The organism is Emergencia timonensis (genome assembly GCF_900086585.1).
Classification (GTDB): Bacteria; Bacillota; Clostridia; order Peptostreptococcales; family Anaerovoracaceae; genus Senimuribacter; species Senimuribacter timonensis.
On sequence record NZ_FLKM01000008.1, the window covers coordinates 956,453 to 980,314 of the forward strand.

Genomic DNA, 23,862 nt, shown 5'->3' on the forward strand with positions numbered 1-23,862 from the left:
CCTTGCGAAGAGTCGCCCCTTGCGGGCGACATGAGTGCATAGGAGCGACGCTCCGTTATGCACTCGTTTTCTATTTTACGATTTTACAGCCTCGGTCTACTTTTTTAATCGCCTTCTGCGCATCGTCAAGAATCAACTCGAATTTGTCTTCAGCAGCTTCGATTGTCATCTTCTGTGACATGAAGCTGATGGTGCAGGATTCCACATCGTCCATCTTGTTGATAGCGGTTTCCATCTTTGCTGCGCAGTTTGCACAATCCAAGTTTTCCAGTTTGTAAGTTTTTTTCATTGTCAGTACCTCTCTTTACAATTTAAATCGAATATGATGTCTACGATGTGATGTACCAATCTGGCTTCGTCTGTATCGGCCAAAGTGTAATACACTTCTTTGCCGCACTTTCGATAAGTGAGAAGTCCAGCCTGCTTCAGTACTCTTAAGTGATGCGATACGGCAGGAGAAGACATCTCGATGGCAGCGGCAATGTTGGCAACACAATCTTCTGTGTGGCACAGGAGCCAGAGGATTTTCACCCGAGTGGGATCGCTGATCAAAGCAAAGGTTTCGGCAGTCTTATCAAAGACATCCTGGCAGGGCATGTTTTGAATAAAAGCGGAAGTCTTATTGCCGTGATCGTGTGGCAGGTGTATCTCTTTCATTTCTTGCACATCCTTTCGTTTGGCTTAAACAATTAAATATTTGTTTAAACGTTATATAAATAATATTCCACTAAAAGGGAAAATAAAACATCTAAATTAAAAATTTTATTAAATCATATTTATGGCACGGCAAACGCATGATAACATTTTTCGCCTTCATTTTCATTTTTTTGCTTGTTACAGGCACATTTTTTGATTATTGTAAACCAATCCGCCTTCATTTTTGAATTCTGGTGTCCTACTTGCGCGAAGGTGGTAAAGAATCCCGCTATATCAAGAGTATTCCTCTTTTTATCAGGCTGCTTTTCGTCAAATTTATAAAATATACCATTATGTGGAAGTTTATGTATTGGAATCTGGCGTTTGCAAAGGGAGTTGCGCAAGTAAACTTAAAAAAATTAAAAATGAAGGCGGGAATGTTGGCTTAAGCAGCATTTTATGCCATCATGCCCAGTATTTTTGAAAAATGAAGGCGCGCTATTTTACTTTCATGGTTTTGCCGTGATATTTATGGTAAAGGCATTTGACAAAATCGTCGATTCGTAATACGGTGTATTACAAAGAAGGGGGATGAGAATATGACAATTTCATTACGATTAAGTGAAGAGGATTCCATGTTGATTAAAAAATATGCGGAGATGCATAACATTTCAGTTTCAGAACTTGTACGACAGTCTGTCTTTGATCGTATTGAAGAGGAGTATGATTTAAAGGCTTATGATAATGCATTGGCTGAATACCAAGCAGATTCCATCACTTATTCTCTCGATGAGGTGGAAAAGGAATTGGGACTGAGATGAAATAAAAAGTGGAATTTTCGAAAACAGCGCTGAAGGAGCTAAAAAACTAGATAAGTATACACCAAAATTAGTTTTGGCATGGGTACGGAAAAACTTGGAAAATTGTACAGAGCCTCGTCAATATGGAAAAGGGCTTACCGCTGACAGAAGCGGACAATGGAGGTATCGTGCAGGTGATTACCGTTTGATTGCACAGATAGAGGATGACAGAGTGATTATCCTGCTCCTCGCTATTGGACATAGAGAAAAAGTATACGATATTTGAGCCCTTGTTATCAGACGGAGAACCATTCTTACTTACATAAAGCAAAAACCACTCTCAAGTTGCAGACGGAGTGGTTTCTTATTTTGTCCTCTTATTCATCGTGCTCTGGTGTCTGCGAATTGACGAGATTCTGATAATAAGCTCCGAACTGTCCCATGGAATCGAGAATGGGGCGCAGGGTTTCACCTAATGGGGATAATGCGTACTCCACCCTTGGCGGTACTTCCGGATAGACGGTACGCTGGATGATACCGTCTGCCTCCATGGATCGCAGGCTGTCGGTGAGCACTTTCTGACTGATGCCTGTGAGCGACTTCTGCAGTTCTTTGAACCTCCATGGACGATCAAGAAGGTTGCGGATGATCAGCAGTTTCCATTTGCTGCCGATCAGTTGTACGGTGGTGGCGACCGGGCAGATTGGCAATTCTTCTTTCTTTATCATGATGAACAGACCTCTTTCCTTCATATTATATTAGATTATAATTCCTGACTGTCAAGAAGACAAGGATTTTTGACATTTTGATGTATACATCTGCATATGCTTTGGAGGAGAGTGAATCCAAAGCAAACAGATGGAATGGTTCTAGGGTAATTTTGGAACCTGCGAAGAGTTAAAAATATGTCAAAATTTTAATGATTTTTGTCGTTCTTTGTAGTATAATGTATTGCGTATGATTATTAGACAACTATTTTTTAGAAAGGAAGGTTTCAAATATGAGTTCAAATGCAAAGCATTTACATAGCATCGACGCCGGACACTATAAGAACACGGCGAAATGTGAAACCGAAGTTATGCCAATTCCTGACGTTGTCAAGATCTCAATGTCACAGCATATTGGTGCGCCTTGTAAGCCTTTAGTAGCGAAAGGTGATGCGGTCAAGGTCGGACAACTTATCGGCGATACAGATGCATTCGTAAGTGCACCTATTCACTCAAGCGTATCCGGAACCGTTGCAGGCATTGAAACACAGCGTTCTGCCACAGGCGGAAACGACACGTTGGTTGTGATTGAAACTGACAAAAAACAAGAGATGTGGGAGGAAATTAAAGTTCCTCAGGTAAATGATCTGGCTAGTTTTGTTAAGGCCGTCAGAGACAGTGGTCTCGTAGGATTGGGCGGCGCTTCATTCCCGACACACATCAAGTACAACCCAAAGAATCTCGACGAAGTACATACTTTAATCGTCAATGGTGCGGAATGTGAGCCGTTCATCACTTCTGACCACAGGACAATGCTTGAAGATACTCAGGACATTATCGACGGGATGAAATTGATCATGGACTACATCGGACTTGATGAAGGATATATTGGAATCGAGGAAAACAAGCCTGATGCAATCGAAAAGCTGGATAAGATGTTTGCTGAACAAGGTCTCACGAACATGCATACGTTCAAGCTGCAGGCCAGATATCCAAAAGGAGCGGAGCGTGTTCTTGTTTATGAAATCACTGGCAAGCCTATGGCAGCAGGCGTACTTCCTGCAGACCTAGGGGTCATTCTATCTAATGTAACATCTGTTGCATTTGTAGGACAGTATTTCAGGACCGGCGTACCTCTCATCCAGAAGAGAATGACAGTAGACGGCGACGCAGTAGCAGCGCCGAAGAACATTATCGCTCCAATCGGCGCACAGATTCACGATGTCATTGATTTCTGCGGCGGATACAAATCAGATCCAAGGAAGATTTTGATGGGTGGACCGATGATGGGCAGAGCGATTTTCTCCGACGAGATGCCAATCGTAAAAAACAATAATGCGATTCTTGCATTCTCAAAGGAAAAGTCATATATTCCTGAAGAAACTGCATGTATCAACTGCGGAAGATGTCATCACGCATGTCCGTTTAATCTGCTTCCTACAGCACTGGCAGAGGCGTATGAGCGCAGAGATGCACAGAAGCTCGCTGATCTGCAGGTAATGCAGTGTATGGAATGCGGAAGCTGTTCATACGTATGTCCTGCAAGAAGACCTCTGGGCTTCATGAACAAGCTTGGAAAGGCTGTTGTAAAGGAGGCTGGAATTAAATAATGGATAAAAAATACTATGGTAATTTAGCAGTATCCTCAGCACCGCACTTGGTCACCGGCCTGGATACTACAAAGACAATGGCAATGGTATTGATTGCCTTGTTACCTTCTTTTTTAGTAAGTATATATGTTTTCGGTTTCAGAGTTATCGCATTAACTCTCGTATGTGTAGCCGCCAGCATAGGATTTGAGTGGCTGTACAATAAACTGATGCACAAGAGACAGACTGTGGGCGACCTCAGTGCGGCCGTGACAGGCCTTTTGATCGCATTCAACGTTCCGTCCAGTTTCCCTTATTGGATGGCGATTATCGGATGTTTTGTAGCAATTATTATCGTAAAGCAGATTTATGGCGGTCTCGGAAGAAACGTCGTTAACCCTGCCATCACGGCAAGAATCGTATTATTTATCTCCTTTGCAACTGAAATGACGACATGGCCTACTCCATCGATGTCAACAGTTGATGCGGCAACAAGCGCAACGCCGCTGGGCGTGCTGCAGGAAGGCAACGTAGCGGACCTGCCTGCAAATATGGAGATGTTCCTCGGATTCATCGGCGGATCAGTAGGCGAAGTCAGCGCCGTCGCATTACTTCTGGGCGGCCTCTTCCTGATTTGGAAGAAGATCATTTCGCCGATCATTCCAGTTTGCTTCATCGGAACCGTATTCGTATTCGCATTTGTTTATTATGCAATCGTAGGCGGTGACGTAAGCGCACTCAATATGGCAGTCTTCCACATTTGCGCAGGAGGCGTTATGCTGGGAGCCTTCTTCATGGCAACCGATTATGTCACTTCCCCGATCATGCCTTTAGGCAAGGTGATCATGGGCATTGGCTGCGGACTGCTGACAATGATCATCAGACTTTGGGGTGCATATCCAGAAGGCGTTTCCTTCTCCATCCTGCTGATGAACATCTTGACTCCGCTGATCGATCAGTTGTGCATCAAATTAACTTATGGAGGTGCAAAGAAAAAATGAAAAACAACAACACATTTAAAGAATACGTTGCACCGATCGTAGTTCTTGTATGCATCTGTCTGGTTATTACAGCTGCTTTAGCGGCTACATACGGTGTGGCAAAACCAATTATCGACGAAAATACGATCAAAGCTGCAAATGAAGCTAGAGCGGAACTTCTTCCTGCGGCAGATACTTTTACTAAGTATACAGGAAAGCTGGTAACGGAAGAAAAAGATAAGGTTTACGTTGAGGAATGTTACGTTGCTGATAACGGCAGCGGAATGGTCGTTACAGTCGTAACGAAGTCATTTGGCGGCGCACTGACCGAGATGATCGGTATCGACAGCAATGGTGCGATTACAGGCGTTAAGGTAACTGCTCATGCAGATACGCCGGGCCTTGGAACAAAAGCCCATGCGCCTGAACACTTAAAGCAGTACAAGGGTCTTACAGAATTAACATCGACGGCGGCAAAGGATGATTCCAGCGTAACCTACATTACTGGAGCCACGATTTCTTCTAACGCGGTTCACTATGGTGTATATTGTGCATTAGACCAGTACAAAGCAATGGGAGGTGTGCAATAATGGAAAAGAAAGCAAGTAAATTGAGCATCCTTACCAAAGGTATCATCAAAGAAAACCCTGTACTGGTATTACTGTTAGGTACTTGTCCGACACTGGCGACAACCTCCTCAGCAATTAACGGTATCGGTATGGGCGTTTCTGCGACAGCGGTACTGATTTGCTCCAATATCGTTATTTCACTACTTAGAAAAATTATTCCTGACAAGGTGAGAATCCCGTGCTACATCGTAGTTATCGCAGGATTTGTAACCGTTGTTCAGCTGTTGTTGCAGGCTTTCGTGCCTTCCCTCTACGCTTCACTGGGATTATTCATTCCTCTGATCGTAGTAAACTGTATCATTCTGGGAAGAGCCGAAATGTTTGCCAGCAAGAACAACGCCTTTGATTCCGCCCTCGACGGTATCGGCATGGGTATTGGATTTACCCTCGCGCTTGGTGCAATGGGTCTGATCAGAGAGTTCTTCGGTTCCGGTACTGCTTTTGGAATCAACGTTCTGACGGATATCATCCCTGGCATGGGAATCTTTAACCTGGCTCCAGGCGGATTCTTTGTTTTCGCAATTCTGATTGCTGCTGTAAACTTCTTTACAAAAGGCAAAGGACTGAAGAAGAAGGAATTTGGCTGTGACGGATGCGCAATGTCCGCAATGTGCGGCGGCGCAAGAAAAGAATGTGAGAAAGGAGCTGACAAAGTATGCTAATAGTAACAACAGTGATGAGTATGATCTTGGTAAACAACTATGTATTGGCGCAGTTCCTGGGTATCTGTCCATTCTTAGGTGTATCAAAGAAACTCGACTCCGCAGTAGGCATGGGCGTTGCCGTTATCTTCGTAATGGTTCTGGCCACGATTGCCACATGGCCGATCATGAAACTGCTCAACAGTTTTGAGATCGGTTACTTACAGACTGTAGTATTCATCCTCGTAATCGCTGCATTAGTACAGCTGATTGAAATGATGATGAAAAAATATATCCCTTCCCTGCACAAAGCGCTGGGCGTTTATCTGCCATTGATTACAACAAACTGTGCAGTACTGGGTGTCTGCATCTCTAATATCGACGCTGGTTATGGTTATGTTTTATCAATCTTCAATGCTGCAGGTGCAGGAATCGGTTTCTTACTGGCAATGGTGCTATTTGCCGGTGTAAGAGGCAAATTAGAGAACGAAGACGGTGTTCCTTATGCATTTAGAGGAGTTCCTCTTACATTAATTACTGCTGCTATGTTATCCCTGGGCTTCATGGGCTTCAGCGGATTATTCCAGTAGAGAAGGAGGATAGGAATGTTAACACCAATTTTAATCGTAGTGGCAATGGGATTTGTTGCTGCGGCGATACTGACTATCGCTTCAAAGGTATTCTTTGTACCTGTTGATGAAACTTTTGCATTGCTCCGTGCAGAACTGCCAGGCGCGAACTGTGGCGCCTGCGGATATGCGGGCTGCGATGACTATGCGAATGCGCTTACTGAAGACCACAGTCTGAGCTGCTCAAAGTGCCCCGTAGGCGGCGCTGAGGTTGCAGATAAGCTGGCGGCTGTCCTGGGTGTTGAATCCGGTTCTGCTGACAAGCAGGTAGCAATGGTAATGTGTAACGGTACGAAAGAAGCGGCGAAGACCATCATGGAATATGACGGCATCAAAACTTGTGCCGCTGCAAAGCAGTTCTTTGGCGGACTGAGCGCGTGTCCTTATGGATGTATCGGTCTCGGTGACTGTGAAGCTGCTTGTGATTTTGACGCCATCCATATCTGCGACGGCGTGGCAGTTGTCAACAGAGATAATTGTGTGGGATGCGGTGTCTGCGCAAAGACTTGCCCTAACGCAGTTATCAAGATTCAGAGCGCTAAGAACCTGGTTGTGGTTCAGTGCAAATCTGAAGCAAAAGGCGCTGTAACTAGAAAAGCTTGCTCCAACGGATGTATCGGATGTAAGAAGTGCGAAAAGGCTTGTAAGTTTGATGCGATCACTGTGGAAAACAATGTTGCCCGCATCGATCCAGAGAAATGCAAAAACTGCGGACTCTGTGCAAAAGAATGTCCAACTGGCGCAATCAACAACATGAGAGTAAAAAAAGCACCGGCAAAACCGGCCGCTCCAAAAGCGGAAGCTGCGAAAGAAGCATAAACTGCATATTTGAATTTTTAGGCTGTCCTTATCGGGGCAGCCTTTTTCAATTTCCTATGAGTTTAAAAGGGGGGTGCAGAGAGGATTCCCCTCGCCGCATTAGCGTAGTGGCGTCCGCCGCTTTTTATGGAATCTCATTCGAGAAAGGTTAAATAAAATTGCAATTTATTTTTAGTATTGACTTTAATAAAATTGAGTGTTATATTTAAATAAATTAAAAAAAGGGGTGGGACGAATGATAATTTTTTTAGCATTTACATCAATTTTCATTTTTATTGGGGTTGCAGCGCTAACGATACTAGCAGAATGGCAGATGATAAAACTTCAGAAAAAGTGGAAATGGGTAATTCCAGCGGCGATTACTATCCTTGCGATCTTCTCTTCCATCCAATTCAGTTGGATTTCCCACAGCAGCAGTGGTATAAGAAGCGTCTCAGTCATGATTGAAGACGATCAATTTGGAGAAATCCAGACTGCTGCAGATCACGAGAAGCACATGCATGCTATAGGATATCTGGTGAATGGGGAAACAGAGAAGGATTTGGAGTATATAGCGCTGGAATACAAAGAAGGGGAGCTAGTCGGAAGTGAAGAGGCGATGCAGTATAAGAAACAGATCGACAATGCTATGCGCTCCTTTACGAAGGGGTTCACTGGCAGTACAGTATCACTTGAGGAACTGAGAGATGAGCAGGACAAAATCAGTGAGACAGTTAAAACCTTTTCCCTAAAAAATTATTTTATCGCATTTGCATTTCATGCAATCTGTCCGCTGATTCTTTGGCTTATGGTCCTGGGTGACAGACTGCAGAGAAAAAATAGAAACCAGTTAGACAAGACACGTCTGGAAGATTTGTAAGGGGGAAAAAAGAATGACGATTAGAGTAGTGCCATCTTGGATGGAAAATTTAGAAGAGGAGGATATCACGTTTATCAAGAACTTTATGTTGGTAAGCGGTTCGTTAAAGGAAATGGCTGCAAAATACGATGTGACGTATCCTACGGTTCGTCTGCGTCTGGATCGCTTGATTGACAGGATAAAGATGACGGACGATCAGGAAGCGGAACCCTATGTGAAACTGATCAAACGTCTTGCTTTAGAGGATCGATTAGACTTTGAGACTGCTAAACTTTTGATTAGTGAATATAAAAAGGAGCGATAATATGTTATACGTTTTGAGTTTGATTGGTATGAGCATATTGCTGATTCTGTTACAGCTATGGTTGTCCTCCAAAAAAAGTGTATTTCCAGGGCTGGCGCTCATCGCGGCTGCATGGGTCGTTTTTTTATCCCTGACTGTTTGGGCATATAGCTTGGACGTGCCGACAAAAGAAGAAAAATTGACATGCAGTTTGGACAAGGGAAGGACCGCAGAAGCAACAGTTACATGGAGTGAAGATCATGAGATAATTGCAGTGACAGATATATCGATCAAGGATGAAGAAGGGACTTTGATTGATGAAATCGCATGGGGAGAGTATAGATTGAAGGATGTGCAGAAAGAGTTAAAAGGGGATTATGCAATTACAATGGATACGCCCACCACATGGAAAGATGGGATGGACGATGGAGTGAAATTCGGTTATACTACTTTTTCGAAGAATATTTTCTTGTGGGATTTAGGAATCGTCACTCTGCCCTTGTTGCTGATTCATTTGACAAGAAGATTTCAGCTTCGTCATAAAAGGCAGAGAGAAGAACTTGAGAAAATGAATATTCAGGAACTGTAGAAAGGGGGATTTTATGGAAGACAAATTTGAGATAATAACCATTTTGATATTGCTTGTTTTCAATGTGATAGTCTTTGGAATATTGGAATTTTATTTGGCGGGGCGTAAAAACAAATGGATTGGCTTGCTAATTCCAGTCCTAAGCTTGTCATTTTTAGTACCGTTATCCATAGAATTTATAGACGAGTTCTCTGAAATACCGGTGTGGGAAAATTCTTATGGGGATGAGACCTTGGACGATGTAAAGATATATTTTGGCGTGATTGATGATGGATCAGGGAGCCCTGCAGCTTTCAGCGATCTCCAGGTTAAAGATAGAAACAGCGGGGAAAAGAAGTGGTATCCTATGGAATTCGATCAGCAGGGGAACTTGATTGGGGGGAAAGAAGCACTCAAATACAAGGCTAGTATTGAAGATCTATCACAAACAGACGGTTTCTTCACTGGAAAATCCTTGTCGCCAAAAGCTATGAAATGGGAGTACGTTAAAGGTGGGGAAGGCGGAAGGTATAGACGTCAGCTTATATTAGCAACGCTTTATATCGCCGTGGTTGTATTTTATTTTATCATCTACTGGCGCATGCGCAAGCGGGTATGCAGAAGAGAAACCATAGCGTCAATAGAGAAGAGACGTAAAATCGAATCATTATAGGGGGAATCATGATCTCACAGTTAACAGTCTAGCTCATCATCCTGCTCGTATTCATCCTGACTTGGGCAGGGATTATAACAATAGGGGTATTGTTAGTAAGACACTTTATCAGGAAGCAAAAAAAGTAATCTGCATCAGCTTTGAGCCGGACGTCACTGGGTCCGGCTCTGTTATTTCTACAGACGCGCTTATAGCAGCCACCTGCGCTTCAGCAGCAGGTGGTATTTGAGAATTTCGTTGCCGTCATCGAGGGGTGCGGCGCCGATTTTTTCTCGTATCTGATGAAGGCGGTATTTGATGGTATTTGGGTGCAGATACATCTGGCGTGCCGTCCGCCCCAGGTTGCAGTTATTTTCGTAGTAACACTCTAACGTGTCCATCAGTTCTCCGCTATGTTTTCCCAGTTTTTCACTGAGCTGGAAAAGTTCATCCCTGCAGAGCTGGTCAAAAGTATCAATGTCGCGGATATCCAGAAAATAATAGATGCCTAGCACCCCTTTGCCGTAGATGCCGTTATGTCTGTTCAGCTTTGAGAGGATACCCTGGATTTTGTCGGCGGATTGCAGACTGAGAGGCAGGCTAAAGAGACCTTGGACGAACTCTCCCTGATAGATGTCCACATAGTCGATATCAGGCAGAAATAATAGTTCCTCCTGAATCATGGAGCAAGTCTCGGAGAGCGTTCTATTGCAAGCCGTTTCTGACAGATCGCTGTAATGCAGGATGAACAAAATCTCCCGATCTGGCGCGATAACATAGGAATCCGCATTGCTGTGGATGGACAGCCAGTTGGACAGACGCTTGACCTTGATTAAGACATCTTTGAAATCGCAGAGACTATTTTTCTTGAAAGAAAGTTTGATTTTGCAGAGACTGTGCCTGCCATGGATGTGGATGTTCTTTTTATAAGCGGTGGCGAGAAGTTCTTCATCCTCTTTCCCGCATAAAATATCATAGTAGAAGGATTCCATGGAACTGTATACGTTTAAATCACTGCTGATACGAAGATTTCTTATGTAATGGATTGCCAGAATTTGTGCCGCGTATTCGAGGATGGAAACGACAAAATTGTCATCATCAGAGGAGGCCTTGTCTCTCCAGACGATGAAGTAATAGGGCGTCACGCCCTGTGCGCTGACTCGGTAGAGCAGTTGAGAATACCCCTTGCCGTTTACAGTCAGCACGGATTTGCTGATATTTTGATCGGAAAGCCTAATTTGCTTTTTTATATCTCGCAGGTAGGCCTTTGAAGAGGCTGTCTGCAGACTCCTCCGCAGGGACTCCTCCTCTGGATTTTTTGAGGCAAAGGCATCGGTCAAAAGGTATTCATTGAGTAGGGCTACAGGACTTCCGAGTATCTCGTTCAATTTTTCGATCAGACTGTGGACACTATCTTCTTCCATCAGCGTTGCTTTGATTTCATTCTGAATTTTTTCTATTTTATCCAGATATTCAGACCTGGTGTGCAGCAATTTATCGTAAAGGGCAGATAAAATTTGGCTGTAAGCGATGGTGTCTGGAATAATCAGCACTGCGATTTCCAGGCTGTCTGCAATTTCCACAACCGCAGGTGTAATTAATTCCTGCTTTCCCAAAGCGCAGTGTACGCCCAGGGCGGAAGCGTTGTTACAGCTCAGGCTTTTCAGAATTTCAATTACATTGGCAGGCGCGCTACACATATTCAACGTAGAGAGGATCAGCTCCCCGCCGGTAAGCCAGTCCGTATTTGGTGAACCGATTTCTAAAATATTGATATTAGTGACCAGCCGCAGCTTTTGAAAACGTTCAGAGTGGGTTTTCTCTTGTATCCCATATTGTGTCAGCAGTGAAATCACAGAACTTAACGTTATATTGATCATAAAGTCACTCCCTTCTATATGGCGTTATCATATCAAAATACAAATTCATTTACAATGGCATAAGTTTGCCATTTATTTTTTTGTCCGCTGTAGACAAAATTCGCTGTATTTCTTGTCTTTTCGGGATATTGTCCGCAGGCCTTTATTGGTTTAATATGGTAGAAAATTAAAGCTCGCCAATGAAACGGAGGTATATCATGTACGAATACGAATTGACAAACGCCTGTTTAAAACTTCTCAGGGACAGTTTTAAACTGCAAAAGGATGAAACAGTAGTAATTACAGTGGACACCAAGTCCAATCAGGAAGTGGCAGAAGCAACTGCGGAGGCGGCAGTCATCCTGGGTGCAAAGCCTGTGGTCATCAATATCAAAGCGACGAGAGGAAATGGAAAAGCGGGCGATCCAGACCTGCCGATTGAAACTCTGGTGGGAGCCATCAAAGGTGCAGATGCATGGGTGGAATATAATTATGAATGGCTTTTCTATTCCACAGTCTACGACAGAGCCATGGAGGAGAATAAGGAACTGAAATACATGTGCCTGGTCGGGGCTACACCGGAAATGATCATCAACAATATTGGCAAAATTGATATTCCGGTCCTGGCTGATCTGATTCACAAGGTCACTGACGTGACAGAAGAAGCGGTGCATGTGAAGATCACCAGCCCATCTGGATCTGACGTGGAATTTGATAACAAAAAAGGCAGGGAATTTGGTGTGGCAGACGGTTTAGTGGAAAAAGGAATCGCCAAGATGCTCATCGGACAGATTGGCTGGGCACCAGAGTTTGAAACGATTAACGGCGTCATTGTCGCAGATGGATCTATCAACCCGCCGTGTGGGATCGTGGATGCACCGGTAAAAATTTATGTAGAAAACGGAAAGGTAGTCAATGTGGAGGGCGGACAGTCGGCACAGGAGTTTTATCAGTGGATGAAATCCTTTGACGATCCGAACATGTTCAACGTGGCCCACCTCTGCTACGGCCTCGGACCTTATGCCCAGCTGACCGGCGAAGTCTGCGAGGATGAGAGAGTATGGGGCTGTGTAGAATGGGGATTCGGCAACATCGGCGCCTGTCTGACCATTCCTGACATTCCGGAGGGGATTCCGGCAGCATCCCATTCCGATGTCATCTGTCTCAATTCCTCTGTCTGGTTAGACGGCGTGCAATTCCTGGACGAAGGTAAGGTTGTCGGCCCCAATGAAGAAATCGTCGCTCTCGCAAGACAATTGGGGAAATAAACAGGTAAGGAGGCCGCAAAATGAAAATTACAGAAGGTTATATGCCGTTTAAAGAGGGACAGACCTATTACCGCATTACGGGAGAATGCAAAGGGGATAAAAAACCGCTGGTCCTGCTCCACGGTGGTCCCGGATCGACCCACAATTACTTTGAGGTATTAGATGAAGTGGCAGAACGCGATGACCGGGCCTTGATCATGTATGACCAGATCGGCTGCGGAAATTCCTACATCGAGGGACATCCGGAATATTTCAACGCAGAGACTTGGATTGAAGAATTGATGCAGTTGAGAGTGCATCTGGATTTGCCTGAGATTCACCTGATGGGGCAGTCCTGGGGCGGCATGCAGGCAATCTGGTACGCCATCGAATATCAGCCGGCAGGTGTGAAATCCTATATTCTTTCCTCAACGCTTTCTTCCGCCAAGCTGTGGGAGGAAGAACAACACAGGAGAATTTCCTATATGGAAACCTGCTATCAGGACGCTTTTGCCAAGGCAGAAAAGACGGGAAATTACGAGGGCAAAGATTACCAGAAAGCCCTGGACGTATTTATGAGCAGACATTGTATGCCTACAATTAACGATGATTCCCCAGAATGCCTGACCAGAGAGAAGAAATCAGGAGCAGAGGCCTACCTGGTGGGATGGGGGCCAAATGAATTCACGCCAACTGGCACTCTGGGCGGATATGAATTTACAGACAGACTCTGTGAAATAAAGACGCCTTGCCTGATTACTGACGGCCAGAGAGATCTCTGTTCCCCGTTCATCGCAAAGACTATGTACGACCGCCTGCCTGACGCAGAGTGGGAACTATTCCAATACAGCAGACACCTGCCATTTGTCGAGGAGCGAGAAAAGTATATGGACGTGTTGATTGGCTGGATGAACAAAAACGACAGATAATCTGTCGCTGTTAAGAAAGAAGGAAGAAATATGACGAGCAGCAATAATAAGTCTAAGACGGAGAACGTCGCGTTAGGAAGGATTGATTTATCTGAAAGAAAAAGCTGGCTGTCTATCGGGTTCATCTGGTCAGGTATTTTGATCTGTGTACCGGCATTGATGGTGGGCGGCATGGTGGGTACCAGCATGACCATCGGCAAAGCCATTTTCTCTATGCTCTTGGGATATATCTGTATCCTTGTATTTATGATCCCGCTGGGCATCAGCAGTGCAGATCTGGGTCTCCCGACGGTAATGAATGCTTCCAGGAGCTTTGGCATCGGGGGATCGAGAGTCATCGTTTCCATTATCATTGCAATATCGATGGTAGGCTGGTTCGGCTTTCAGGCCAATGTCTGCGGAAATTCCTTTTCACAGATTATGGGAGACTATCTGGGCATTTCGATTCCAGTATGGGTCAGTTCTATCATCTGGGGAGCCATTATGCTGATGACGGCAGTGTTGGGCATCGGCATGATTCGTTATCTGAACATGGTGGCAGTACCGCTGCTGCTGTTTGGTCTGCTTTATGGCCTCTACTATGGTCTGGTGCAGATGGATGGCGCCACTGTTCTGTCCGCTTATGAACCGCAGCAGGAAATGTCTGTTTTGACGGGCATGAATCTGACCATGTCGGGGTTCATCACGGGAGCCGTCACAGCAGGAGACTACACCAGGTATGCGAGGAGCAGGGGGGATACAGTAAAGGCCTGTCTTGTTGGCGTCGTTCCGGCGGGTATTGCCGTGCTGGGTATCGGCGCAATCCTGGCAGTCATCGCTGGAACAGGAGACCTGACTATCGTGCTGTCCAACACCAATCTTCCAGTATTAGGACTGCTGATCCTAGTCTTTGCTACATGGACTACAGCTACCAGTTCAGCTTACGCAGGCGGTATTGCCGGGGTCAATGTGTTGAAGCTGAAAGACGACAAGCGGGCGATGCTCACACTGATTCTGGGGATAGTCGGTATCGGTCTTGCAGCAGGAGGAATTATCGATCATTTTGTAGAGTTCCTGAACTTTTTGACCAATATGACGCCGCCCGTTGCAGGGGTTCTCGTAGCAGAGTATTTCGTGTTCTGCAAAGGGAAGGCGGAGCATTGGAAACCGACAAAGGGTGGAAATATCGTTGGAATCGTCGCCTGGCTATGCGGGGTCGTCGGATCCATGCTTCTCGGAAGCTTCTTTGTGCCTTCAATCAACGCCATCATCATTTCTTTCGTCATCTACCTTGTGCTGCGGCATTTTGTGCCAATCAAAGCAGAAGACGAAGTGGAATTAGCAGATGCCAACTGAACATAAAATTAGCAATAGCAAAAAGACAGGTTAGGAATTCCATGCATTTCCTGCCTGTCTTTCATTGGACTTATTCTGTTAATTCCCTTGCACTGGCGAGGTAGTAATGACGTCCGTTGGCGCTGGTCTCATACTCTGCCAGATATCTCAACGCGGAGGCCTTGAGTGCCTTAGCTTCTGTGACTTCTTGTGCACTATCTAAAAGCAGATCGCAGAGTTCTAATGTCCACTGGTACTCCTCTGTGATGAGGGCTTCTTTCGCTGCGCCCAGCACGGACTTGCTCCCTCCCATGAGAGCGATGGTTTTCACGGCCTTTTCCTCTGGCGGTAACGGATGCAGATGGGTCGGATTGCCATCGAACCAACCCAGATAGGCCGCATAGATAGCGCGAACCGTCCATTCCGCACATCCGTAGAATTCACCCAAATAAGGCAGAGACGCGTATTCCGGTTGCAGTCTTATTTCTGCAGCCAGATGGTCAGCGGATTTGCCCTGGTTCATGCCCACAAGCGTTCTGGTCAGAATATCGTCAATGGCCTTTCGGAAGTTCTGCAGGGTTTCTTGAATCTGTGCGCTGCCGATGACGGCGGCAGTATGCCCCGGCAGCAGATATTTGCAACGGTAAGAGGCCAGCTTATCAAGACTATGAAGCCACTGAGCCAGATCGCGGTACTGTCCGCCCCGAATGGCGTAGAGATTTGGAAAACAGCCGTAATAAGTATCGCCGCAACAGAGAACTTTTTTCTCCGGCAGCCATATCATGATCTGATCCTCTGTCTCACCGGGAACTCTGGTCAGTTCTAACTTGATGCCGTCTATCTCCCGCACGACTTGATCCTGTTGGTATACTGTAGTCGGAGGAACAAAGACGCGCTGTTCGCCATAGGCGATTCCTTCGCGGCGTCCGATGCCCTGAGAGATGTTTTCTCCATCAGTGAGGTTGTAACCGAACTGCCGGCTCCCTCGCTGGTTTTGGATATCCTGCAGCATTGCCGTCCCTTCCAGGGATGGTGTAATCGGTGAAAAGGCGATTACTTCCGGATTGCTTTCCATAAAAGCGCCGGCGCCGCCGCGGTGGTCCGGATGCCCGTGGGTGTAGATTATCGTAGAAATCCTTTTCCTTATCTTCTCTTCGATGAACTGTAAGAGAATTTTGCCTCTCTCAAGAGAGTCCAAGGTGTCGATCAGGATGACACTGGATTCTCCTTCAATGCAGATGGAATTGCTATGGCCCAGGCCTGTTATATGCCAGATACCCTTTGTGATTTCTGTATAGTTCTCTTGAAAATTCTCTTCTGTAAAGTCACGCAGCCTTTGGCTGCCGTTATCAACTAACATGATATTTCCTCCCCTAAAGATGATTTGAATTCTATCCTATAGTCTAGGGCAGTTTATATCTAATGTCAAATGACAAGCTTCGACCACTGTCTGAAGAATATAGCGGCAGTCCTCAAGGGTTCCGCGGCTTTCCATCATGTAAGCCGCGTGGCGGGCATCCAATTGTTTAGCGGAAAGCTGCGAGGAAGGCTGCTCTACGGAAATCGCAGAAGCGAGGTTTCTGTGAAGGAATTTTGCCAAGGTTTGGTGCAGCTGATGTTCATATTCCACGTGATCTTTCAGCGAATATTGAAATGCCTCATTGTGAGGTCTGGTAAAGGAATCTGCAAGATAGTGGGTCAGAATCCCTGTCTGATACCAAGTGAACCGCCTGCCAGCATGCCGTTTCTCCAGGGCGCTTTTCATAAAGGTTTTCCGATATGTGAAGCTGTGCCCTGAGAAACGACTGCCGCCAGCATCGGTTATATATGAAAACGGATTGATATCCGGTATTAGATTGCCCAGGATAAACAGGATCTTATTGAGTTTGCCAAGCTGCATGGCGCCTGCCAGGTTCTTGGAGAGATAATAGTGGTCTTTTGTTTCCATCCCATGTGCCCCTTTCGCCATTGATTACTTGACATTTTAGCCGTCCACTGCGATGGAATGTTGACCTGATTGTAATGGTTTGTTGAAGAACTTCTGTAGATTTTGCTCACATTGGTTCACAGGATGCGAATTCTGGTGGCAACGTTTTCACAGAAAGCGTTATCGTGCTCGACAAAGAGCATGGTCGGCTTATAAGTCAGAAGCAGATCTTCGATCTGCATGCGTGAGATGACGTCGATGTAATTGAGTGGTTCATCCCAGATATACAGATGGGCTTCTTCGCAGAGACTGGCCGCAATGAGCACCTTTTTTTTCTGACCGTCGCTGTAATCTTCGATCCTTTTCTCAAATTGTATCCTGGCAAAGTCCAGCTTCCGCAGAATGGCCTTGAAGAGGGTTGCGTCGATACTTCGTGCTGCAGCGTAATCATCCAGGGTTCCTGAAAGTCCCGAAGTTCCCTGCGGTACGTAGGATATTTTCAGACCGCTGCCGATACGCATCGTCCCGTCGAAAGGTACGTCAAAGCCGCAGATCAGCTTGACGACGCTGGATTTGCCGCAGCCGTTCCTGCCCTGCAGGGCGATACGCTCACCTCTTTTGACATCAAAAGTCAGATTGCCGAAGACCGGGGTTTCCCCATATCTGACAGAAACGTCTTCAAAGGTGATAAGGGGATCGGTATGGAAGGAGAGGGGATGAATCTTCAGACTGTCAGCCCTTTCTATATTTTTGAGCAGCTTGGATTTCTCCTCGATGGCATCCTGTTTCCGCTTCTGCACTGCCAGGGAGCGCTTCATCATTTTGGCAGCCTGAGCGCCGATATGGCCCTTATCCGGTTTGACGCCGGCATCGCGGTCACTGTTGCGGCTCTTCCGTTTCTCAATGGTATCTGACCAGCGGGCAGTTCTGCGGGCAGCAGATTCCATGGCTTTGATGTTTTTGACCAGCTTCTCATTTTCGGCGGTTTCAAAGCTGTCCTGCAGTTGTTTGTTGTAGTACCAGGTTGAAAAATTACCTTTCTGAATCTCAATATTGGTTTTGTTGATGGAAAGAATGTGGTCAATGCAGGCGTCGAGAAAGGTTCTGTCATGGGAGACGAGAATGAAGCCCTTCTTACGCTGCAGATAGTCACTGACGATTTGCCTCGCATGCTGATCCAGATGATTGGTCGGCTCATCGATCAAAAGGAAGTTGTTTTCCTTCAGAAAGAGGGCTGCCAGCAGGACTTTGGTCCGCTCACCGCTTGACAGGGTGCCGAAGGGACGGTACAACACTTCTTCAGAAACAGCAAGCTCGTTCAGCTCTTTTGCAAGCCGCCAATACTCGTAGGCTGGAACGACCTGCTCTACCACCTCGATGGTGGTAACTGATTGATCGGCCACTTCAAAGGGAAAATAATCAAAATGCACCTTTGATGAAATCTGCCCGCTGTATTCGTACTTCCCCAAGAGAAGATTGAGAAAAGTGGTCTTCCCCCGGCCGTTTCTACCGGTAAAACCCAGCTTCCAGTTTGTGTCGATCTGAAAGCTGACGTTCTCAAAAATATTGTCATAACTGCCATCGTAGGCAAAGGTTAGATTGTTTACACTGATTAAAGACATAAATACACCTCCATACTTGTTAAATGCAATGAAAAAAGCTGCGAGGAAAGTTTTCCCGCAGCTGAAAGCATCATAAACAAAGGCGCAAAAATGCCTTGATAATCTATATTAGCTGATCAGATTCGTAAACTTTCTCGCAGTTTTGCATGACGAAACAAGCGGGGTTCTCTGCCGCTACCATAAATTTCTATCATGCATATGAAACTTAGCAAGAAAAATTACGCATCTTTTCACCTCAAATCTTTTTATATTTCTTAGAGCATTATAACAAAGAAGACGGCGCAGTGCAAGGGGAGTTTGCGGAAAGAACACGGCAAACGCATGAAAGGTGTTTCAACCAGTCTGCAGGTGCAATTTTTACTGTATAGCGTTTATCTTTTAAATTAAGTATAATTTATTGGAATAAAATGTAAATCTTGTCGAGTTTGGAGCGATTTTATGTTATTTTTAACCCGTTTTGGCGACAATTCATGGAATTTACCAGGTTTTTTTATACTCATTTTTGCAAAAACGGTCCTCTATAGTAAAATTGCTGCTGTAGCCGAACCAACTCTGCTTACAAGCTGTTTTTCATGCGTCTGCCGTGGCGGAAAGAATTGCTTTCAGGGGGGTTATTGTTTATAATACAACTATAGAAGGGATGTGTCTTATGTATATTTATCATGGCAGCAATATGGTTGTAGAATGTCCGATGCTGGTACAGCAAAACCGAACATTGGATTTTGGCAACGGACTTTACACCACCACGAACAAAATGCAAGCATTAAATTTTGCTGAAAAAGTTACGAATCGAAGGGAAACTGGCGAAATTACAGTGAGCGTTTATAATCTGAATAAGGCAAAAGCGTTAAGGGAGCTTGAAGTGCTTTATTTTGATAAACCTGACGAAGCGTGGCTCGATTTTGTCGCAAAGAATCGAGCAGGAACCTACTCTGAAAAATTGTATGATTTAGTTTGCGGCCCAGTTGCCAACGACGATGTATACCAAACCTTAGCTTTATATGAAACAGGGGTCTTGTCAAGAGAACAGACCTTGCAGGCATTGAAAATTAAGAAATTGTTTGATCAATATGTCTGGAAAACAGAAAAAGCTCTAAGCTATTTTAACTTTGTGGGAACTTTATCGCTGCAGGAGGTGAAATAGATGGATAAAAAATGTTTTGACGGCATCATGCTCTTAATCGTTCCTGAAGTAATTAATCTGATTATAGAGGAAGGTGGCTATGACGAACGAACGGCAACTTTAAGATTTTATGAATCTAAGTTATATTCTTTACTTGAGAAAGAGGATACCAAGCTTTGGCATCTCAGTGCTTTATCGCTATATTCGCTGTTTGATGAAGAAATTAAAACGGGGAAGATTACTTTTCCTGAAGGGGCGTGAGTTGCATGAGTAAGGAAGGTAAGTTTTTGATTTACTGTATCGAACGGTATAAACTGGAGAAGAGAATGACTGGACGAGAAACCGTAGAACTATTTGAAACGTACGGAGTATCAGATTATATTATAAAGTATTATGAAGCACTGCATACCACAGGTGACAAATATATTATTGAGGATATTGATGAATACATTAACAAAAGGAAGGAAAGATATGAAACATAAAATTGGAATTATCTGTGCCGGGGAAGCTGAAATCAACCCGGTTTTGTCGTATCTTACAAATGAGAAAACCACAGAAAAAGCGATGCTCAAGTTCTACGAAGGGCAGATAGAGGGAATCGACGTAGTCGCACTGGCCTGCGGCGTCTGCAAAGTAAATGCCGCTATCGCAGCGCAGATTTTGATCGACACCTTTGGCTGCAATGTAATGATTAACGGCGGAACTTGCGGGGGCATGGATCATGGCCTGCACGTATTCGATACAGTGGTGGCTACAGAATCCGCTTACTGGGATGTGTCAGGTGATATTTTGACAGAATATCATCCGTTTATGAAATCTATCTATTTTGCATCGGATCAGAAACTGGTGGGTCTGGCGAGAAAGGCGGCAGATCAAAGCGCCCAAAAGGTGGTCTTTGGAAGGATGATGACTGGAGAGATTTTCATCGACCAGGAAAAGCGGGCAGAAATCAACCAGATACATAAACCGCTGGCTGTGGACATGGAGACTGGCGCCATCGCACATGTGTGCTACGTCAATCAGATTCCGTTTATCGCTGTCCGCACCATCACCGATACAGGAGAAGAAAGCGGCATCGATACCTTTGACCAAAACTGCGATAAAGCGTCGGAACTGTCGGCAGGGTTCATCAGGAAAGTAATTAGAGAGATGAGGGTAATGGTTGGAGAGTAGGACTTTGAAAGAAAGAATAAAGAAGTTGTGTACAGCCGCCATAGCCTACGGCCTAATTGTTGGAATTATCGTCGCAATTGTCGCCATGATCGCCTATTTTGGCGGCGCAGTCATGAAAGTTTTCGGTTTTGAATATGAGTCGCCCGGCAGCATCGTCTTGTTCTTCCTATTCACGGCCATTGCAGGCTTTCCAGCGGAAACCATCGCAAAAGCATTTCCAAGAGCACTGTTGTCCTTGGAAAAAATAACAGTTAGAGGGGCGAAAGTATTATTTGTAATATTAGACACTGCTGTGACGGCAGTGTCGATGGCTATTGTAGACTATTTTATGGATAGCGTTACAGCAACAGATGCCTCCATTTTGGCAATCAGTCTGATTTTGGCGCTGCTGTCCAGGGAAGATTTTGACGAGAGGGAGTGAGAACTATGAATTTTGTAAGAATGACATCTGCAGAAGATCCCATGTACGAAGTGGCCAGGGCCCTTTACAAGATGAGCTTTCCGGCGCACGAACAGAGGGAGGAAGGCGGCCAAAGACAAATCATGGACACACCGGACTACCACTTTGATTTGATCTACGATGGAGAAGTCTTTGCGGGGATGATTCTGTACTGGCAGACGGAGGGCTTTCTCTATGTGGAGCATTTCTGCATTGACCCCGGGCAACGCAATCAGCGTTATGGGCAGCGCGCCTTGGAACTGCTGAAAGAAAAGGGAAAGACGCTCATTTTGGAAATCGACCCGCCGACAGATGAGATGACAAAGAGGCGGCAAGGTTTCTATGAACGGGCAGGATTTCATGTAAACAGCTTCTCCCACGTCCATCCGCCTTACCGCCAGGGGAACCAGGGACACGACCTGGTGGTCATGTCCTGGCCGTCAAAGCTGGAGCAGGCCGTCTACGAAGAATTCGATGGTTACTTGAAAAACGTAGTCATGGAAGACGTTTAGTCCAATTAAAAACACCGCAATCCATACAGACTGATTGCGGTGCAGGCAGGTTGTCGTCTTATTTCTTTTCTTTTCCCCTGGCTTCTTCCAGATAATTGTACAATGTGAATTTTGAGATATCCAGAAGCTCGCAGACAGTCTGGCCGGATTTCTGAATCATGAACACACCGCGTTCATCCAGAAACCGCAGGAGCTTGATCTTGGCTTCTTTGTTCATCTTGTCCGGCGGCATACCGATCTGGGCAAGGCCTTCGGCGATGAGGCTGTCCATCAGGCCGTGAATGGAAGTGACGGGCCTGTCGAATTCGTCGTCACTGGCAAGGCGGTTGGTTTCAAAATATTTGTTATCGGACATGCCTTTGATGGCGTTTTCCAGCGCGACCAGATCTGTGATATCCTGGTTGATGCACATGGAACTGTTGAGAATGCCGTCCTCATCGAAGAAATTGACCGTAGAGGAGCGCACCATGCGCCCGTCGGCGGTGTGGGTAATATAGCGGACCTTTTCCATGGCGTGGGTCTCCCGCTTCATGTAGCGCAGGAAGGACTGGGTCGGCCCGTCTCCAATACGACGCCCCGTTACGTGGCCGTTCACGATGTATACGATGGTGTGGTCGATATCGCCCGAAAAGTCGTGGACGACGACTTCTGTGTTGGGGCCAAATTGTGCGGCGATCAAATCGGCTACCTGCTTTAGCTGCTTTTCATTCTTTATCATGTATCGTCTCCTGATTTCCCCCTTAGACCGTAAGGGCACTTTCCAAAAATAACATCTCCATTATATCAAGTTTTGATTCGCATTGCAACTATATATCAAACAAAAAGTTATATTATCAAAATAAAAATTTGAGAGCAAAAACGGCTTAATTCTGTGCACACTTGCTGTTTCGCACATAACAGTGCAAAAGTATTCAAACAAAAAGTTTTTGATTCTAAAAAAGAATTTGACCAGGGACGGCAAAAGTGATATTCTTTAACTAGATAATAGTTGTAAAAATGGGAGGGCACGCAAATGGTATTTAGAAATTTTGAGGAGCTGGAGGGTTCGTTTCACGCATCCTCGAAAAAGACCGTCGTCGTAGCAGCCGCACAGGATAAATCCGCCCTGACTGCAGTCAACGCATGCCGCAAAGACGGTTTGATCGACGCAATCCTCGTAGGTGACGAAGCACTGATCAGAGAAGAAATCAAACACTTCCACGGAGAAATGGACGACGCACCTATTGTCCACGCTGAAACTTTGGAAGAGGCGGCAAAGAAAGCCTGCCTCTGCGTCCGTGACGGCCAGGCGGATTTTATTCTAAAAGGAAAGATAGACACAGGGATTCTGCTCAAGGCCGCTGTTGCGGAGGAGAACGGGCTTCGCACAGGAAAATTGATGAGCCACCTGGCGTTCTTGAAAATCCCCAATTACCACAAGATCATCGTGCTGACGGACAGCGGCATGGTGCTGTATCCGACATTGGAACAGAAAAGAGAAATCATCGAAAATGCGGTGGAGAACCTGCGGAACATGGGTTATGACGAGCCGAAGGTGGGCATTCTGGCCGCCGTGGAGAAGGTCAATCCCAAGCAGCCGGAGACGGTGGATGCTGCAGAACTGACAGAGATGTACAGGCGCGGCGAAATCAAGGACTGCATCGTGGAAGGACCTTTGTCTTACGATATTTTGATGAGCAGAGAATCGGCTCATAAGAAAGGCTTTGACAGCGAACTGGTGGGAAATGCGGATATCCTGGTCGTACCGAACATGCCTTGCGGCAACATCCTGGGCAAAGCGCTGCTGTTCTCTGCCGAGGCAGATATGGCGGGGCTGATCGTGGGGGCAAAAGCGCCTATCGCATTGACCTCCAGAGGCGCAACAGAAAAAGAAAAACGTCAGTCCCTGCTTTTGGCGGCGGCCTGTGCGAAAGGAGCGAAATAAC

General features: G+C 45.6%; 31 protein-coding genes. 23 read left to right on the plus strand and 8 right to left on the minus strand.

What is annotated here, in order from left to right:
• Positions 1–70 precede the first annotated feature (70 nt).
• Positions 71–289, minus strand: a complete 219-nt coding sequence (locus BN6539_RS05815) for a cation transporter (RefSeq protein ID WP_067535051.1) — start codon at positions 287–289, stop codon at positions 71–73.
• Positions 290–291: 2 nt separating this feature from the next.
• Positions 292–657: an ArsR/SmtB family transcription factor gene (locus tag BN6539_RS05820; RefSeq protein ID WP_067535053.1), complete on the minus strand. Its 366-nt coding sequence runs from the start codon at positions 655–657 to the stop codon at positions 292–294.
• A gap of 578 nt (positions 658–1,235) precedes the next feature.
• On the opposite strand from BN6539_RS05820, the gene relB reads away from it, so the two are divergent.
• Both relB and BN6539_RS21790 read left to right on the plus strand, forming a co-directional pair.
• Positions 1,236–1,457 carry a type II toxin-antitoxin system RelB family antitoxin gene (relB, locus tag BN6539_RS05830; protein ID WP_067535057.1) on the plus strand — a complete coding sequence of 74 codons (222 nt, stop codon included), beginning with the start codon at positions 1,236–1,238 and terminating at the stop codon, positions 1,455–1,457.
• 73 nt (positions 1,458–1,530) lie between these two features.
• Entirely contained in the window at positions 1,531–1,722 is a 192-nt protein-coding gene (locus BN6539_RS21790; RefSeq protein WP_408606571.1) for a type II toxin-antitoxin system RelE family toxin, read from the plus strand.
• Between the two features lie 91 nt (positions 1,723–1,813).
• On the opposite strand, the gene BN6539_RS05835 is transcribed toward BN6539_RS21790, so the two are convergent.
• Complete coding sequence (locus tag BN6539_RS05835; protein ID WP_330385057.1) at positions 1,814–2,188, minus strand: winged helix-turn-helix transcriptional regulator; 375 nt, start codon at positions 2,186–2,188, stop codon at positions 1,814–1,816.
• A gap of 248 nt (positions 2,189–2,436) precedes the next feature.
• Between BN6539_RS05835 and rsxC the strand changes: the two genes are divergently transcribed.
• From rsxC to BN6539_RS05885, 11 genes are all read left to right on the plus strand, one after another.
• Positions 2,437–3,753 carry an electron transport complex subunit RsxC gene (gene rsxC, locus BN6539_RS05840; protein WP_067535063.1) on the plus strand — a complete coding sequence of 439 codons (1,317 nt, stop codon included), beginning with the start codon at positions 2,437–2,439 and terminating at the stop codon, positions 3,751–3,753.
• Positions 3,753–4,733 carry an RnfABCDGE type electron transport complex subunit D gene (locus BN6539_RS05845; protein WP_067535067.1) on the plus strand — a complete coding sequence of 327 codons (981 nt, stop codon included), beginning with the start codon at positions 3,753–3,755 and terminating at the stop codon, positions 4,731–4,733. The genes rsxC and BN6539_RS05845 overlap by 1 nt, the downstream gene beginning before the upstream one ends.
• The gene (locus BN6539_RS05850; protein WP_067535070.1) at positions 4,730–5,302 is read left to right on the plus strand and encodes an FMN-binding protein; all 573 of its coding nucleotides are present in this window, start codon (positions 4,730–4,732) and stop codon (positions 5,300–5,302) included. The genes BN6539_RS05845 and BN6539_RS05850 overlap by 4 nt, the downstream gene beginning before the upstream one ends.
• Positions 5,302–6,003, plus strand: a complete 702-nt coding sequence (gene rsxE, locus BN6539_RS05855; protein WP_067535073.1) for an electron transport complex subunit RsxE — start codon at positions 5,302–5,304, stop codon at positions 6,001–6,003. Before BN6539_RS05850 ends, rsxE begins: the two co-directional genes overlap by 1 nt.
• The gene (locus BN6539_RS05860) at positions 5,997–6,572 is read left to right on the plus strand and encodes an electron transport complex protein RnfA (RefSeq protein WP_067535075.1); all 576 of its coding nucleotides are present in this window, start codon (positions 5,997–5,999) and stop codon (positions 6,570–6,572) included. The genes rsxE and BN6539_RS05860 overlap by 7 nt, the downstream gene beginning before the upstream one ends.
• A gap of 15 nt (positions 6,573–6,587) precedes the next feature.
• Positions 6,588–7,430, plus strand: coding sequence for an RnfABCDGE type electron transport complex subunit B (locus BN6539_RS05865; RefSeq protein WP_067535078.1), 843 nt, complete (start codon positions 6,588–6,590; stop codon positions 7,428–7,430).
• A 306-nt stretch (positions 7,431–7,736) separates the two neighbouring features.
• On the plus strand, positions 7,737–7,877 hold the full coding sequence (locus BN6539_RS22710; RefSeq protein WP_207645081.1) for a hypothetical protein: 141 nt from the start codon (positions 7,737–7,739) through the stop codon (positions 7,875–7,877).
• Positions 7,870–8,289, plus strand: a complete 420-nt coding sequence (locus BN6539_RS05870) for a hypothetical protein (protein WP_207645082.1) — start codon at positions 7,870–7,872, stop codon at positions 8,287–8,289. Before BN6539_RS22710 ends, BN6539_RS05870 begins: the two co-directional genes overlap by 8 nt.
• Before the next feature lie 13 nt (positions 8,290–8,302).
• Entirely contained in the window at positions 8,303–8,593 is a 291-nt protein-coding gene (locus BN6539_RS05875) for a DUF2089 family protein (RefSeq protein WP_067535082.1), read from the plus strand.
• A gap of 1 nt (position 8,594) precedes the next feature.
• Complete coding sequence (locus BN6539_RS05880) at positions 8,595–9,161, plus strand: hypothetical protein (RefSeq protein ID WP_067535084.1); 567 nt, start codon at positions 8,595–8,597, stop codon at positions 9,159–9,161.
• A 13-nt stretch (positions 9,162–9,174) separates the two neighbouring features.
• Complete coding sequence (locus BN6539_RS05885) at positions 9,175–9,813, plus strand: hypothetical protein (RefSeq protein WP_067535087.1); 639 nt, start codon at positions 9,175–9,177, stop codon at positions 9,811–9,813.
• A gap of 188 nt (positions 9,814–10,001) precedes the next feature.
• Here BN6539_RS05885 and BN6539_RS05890 read toward each other — a convergent pair whose 3' ends face one another.
• A complete protein-coding gene (locus BN6539_RS05890) occupies positions 10,002–11,672 on the minus strand; it encodes a helix-turn-helix domain-containing protein (RefSeq protein ID WP_067535089.1) in 1,671 nt (556 codons plus the stop codon).
• Positions 11,673–11,869: 197 nt separating this feature from the next.
• Here BN6539_RS05890 and BN6539_RS05895 point away from each other — a divergent pair, with 197 nt between their 5' ends.
• From BN6539_RS05895 to BN6539_RS05905, 3 genes are read left to right on the plus strand one after another with little or no spacing between them, the layout of a single operon-like run.
• A complete protein-coding gene (locus BN6539_RS05895) occupies positions 11,870–12,919 on the plus strand; it encodes a M29 family metallopeptidase (RefSeq protein WP_067535092.1) in 1,050 nt (349 codons plus the stop codon).
• A gap of 20 nt (positions 12,920–12,939) precedes the next feature.
• Complete coding sequence (gene pepI, locus BN6539_RS05900; protein WP_067535095.1) at positions 12,940–13,827, plus strand: proline iminopeptidase; 888 nt, start codon at positions 12,940–12,942, stop codon at positions 13,825–13,827.
• Between the two features lie 30 nt (positions 13,828–13,857).
• Positions 13,858–15,162 carry a cytosine permease gene (locus BN6539_RS05905; RefSeq protein ID WP_067535097.1) on the plus strand — a complete coding sequence of 435 codons (1,305 nt, stop codon included), beginning with the start codon at positions 13,858–13,860 and terminating at the stop codon, positions 15,160–15,162.
• Between the two features lie 70 nt (positions 15,163–15,232).
• On the opposite strand, the gene BN6539_RS05910 is transcribed toward BN6539_RS05905, so the two are convergent.
• The 3 genes from BN6539_RS05910 to abc-f form a co-directional block, all read right to left on the minus strand.
• Positions 15,233–16,501 carry an alkyl/aryl-sulfatase gene (locus BN6539_RS05910; RefSeq protein WP_067535100.1) on the minus strand — a complete coding sequence of 423 codons (1,269 nt, stop codon included), beginning with the start codon at positions 16,499–16,501 and terminating at the stop codon, positions 15,233–15,235.
• Between the two features lie 36 nt (positions 16,502–16,537).
• On the minus strand, positions 16,538–17,089 hold the full coding sequence (locus tag BN6539_RS05915) for a zinc dependent phospholipase C family protein (RefSeq protein WP_067535103.1): 552 nt from the start codon (positions 17,087–17,089) through the stop codon (positions 16,538–16,540).
• Between the two features lie 116 nt (positions 17,090–17,205).
• Positions 17,206–18,690 carry a ribosomal protection-like ABC-F family protein gene (gene abc-f / locus BN6539_RS05920; protein WP_067535106.1) on the minus strand — a complete coding sequence of 495 codons (1,485 nt, stop codon included), beginning with the start codon at positions 18,688–18,690 and terminating at the stop codon, positions 17,206–17,208.
• A 583-nt stretch (positions 18,691–19,273) separates the two neighbouring features.
• Here abc-f and BN6539_RS05925 point away from each other — a divergent pair.
• From BN6539_RS05925 to BN6539_RS05950, 6 genes are read left to right on the plus strand one after another with little or no spacing between them, the layout of a single operon-like run.
• On the plus strand, positions 19,274–19,834 hold the full coding sequence (locus tag BN6539_RS05925) for a DUF3990 domain-containing protein (protein ID WP_242869378.1): 561 nt from the start codon (positions 19,274–19,276) through the stop codon (positions 19,832–19,834).
• Positions 19,835–20,074, plus strand: a complete 240-nt coding sequence (locus tag BN6539_RS05930; RefSeq protein WP_067535112.1) for a hypothetical protein — start codon at positions 19,835–19,837, stop codon at positions 20,072–20,074.
• A 5-nt stretch (positions 20,075–20,079) separates the two neighbouring features.
• Entirely contained in the window at positions 20,080–20,295 is a 216-nt protein-coding gene (locus tag BN6539_RS05935; protein ID WP_067535114.1) for a DUF3791 domain-containing protein, read from the plus strand.
• Positions 20,285–20,986: a 5'-methylthioadenosine/adenosylhomocysteine nucleosidase gene (locus tag BN6539_RS05940; protein ID WP_067535117.1), complete on the plus strand. Its 702-nt coding sequence runs from the start codon at positions 20,285–20,287 to the stop codon at positions 20,984–20,986. Before BN6539_RS05935 ends, BN6539_RS05940 begins: the two co-directional genes overlap by 11 nt.
• A gap of 4 nt (positions 20,987–20,990) precedes the next feature.
• The gene (locus tag BN6539_RS05945) at positions 20,991–21,407 is read left to right on the plus strand and encodes a regulatory YrvL family protein (protein ID WP_082907370.1); all 417 of its coding nucleotides are present in this window, start codon (positions 20,991–20,993) and stop codon (positions 21,405–21,407) included.
• Positions 21,408–21,412: 5 nt separating this feature from the next.
• Positions 21,413–21,937: a GNAT family N-acetyltransferase gene (locus BN6539_RS05950; protein WP_067535120.1), complete on the plus strand. Its 525-nt coding sequence runs from the start codon at positions 21,413–21,415 to the stop codon at positions 21,935–21,937.
• A 58-nt stretch (positions 21,938–21,995) separates the two neighbouring features.
• Here BN6539_RS05950 and BN6539_RS05955 read toward each other — a convergent pair whose 3' ends face one another.
• Positions 21,996–22,655: a helix-turn-helix transcriptional regulator gene (locus tag BN6539_RS05955; protein WP_067535122.1), complete on the minus strand. Its 660-nt coding sequence runs from the start codon at positions 22,653–22,655 to the stop codon at positions 21,996–21,998.
• Between the two features lie 294 nt (positions 22,656–22,949).
• Here BN6539_RS05955 and BN6539_RS05960 point away from each other — a divergent pair, with 294 nt between their 5' ends.
• Positions 22,950–23,861, plus strand: coding sequence for a bifunctional enoyl-CoA hydratase/phosphate acetyltransferase (locus tag BN6539_RS05960; RefSeq protein WP_067535125.1), 912 nt, complete (start codon positions 22,950–22,952; stop codon positions 23,859–23,861).
• Position 23,862: the final 1 nt, after the last annotated feature.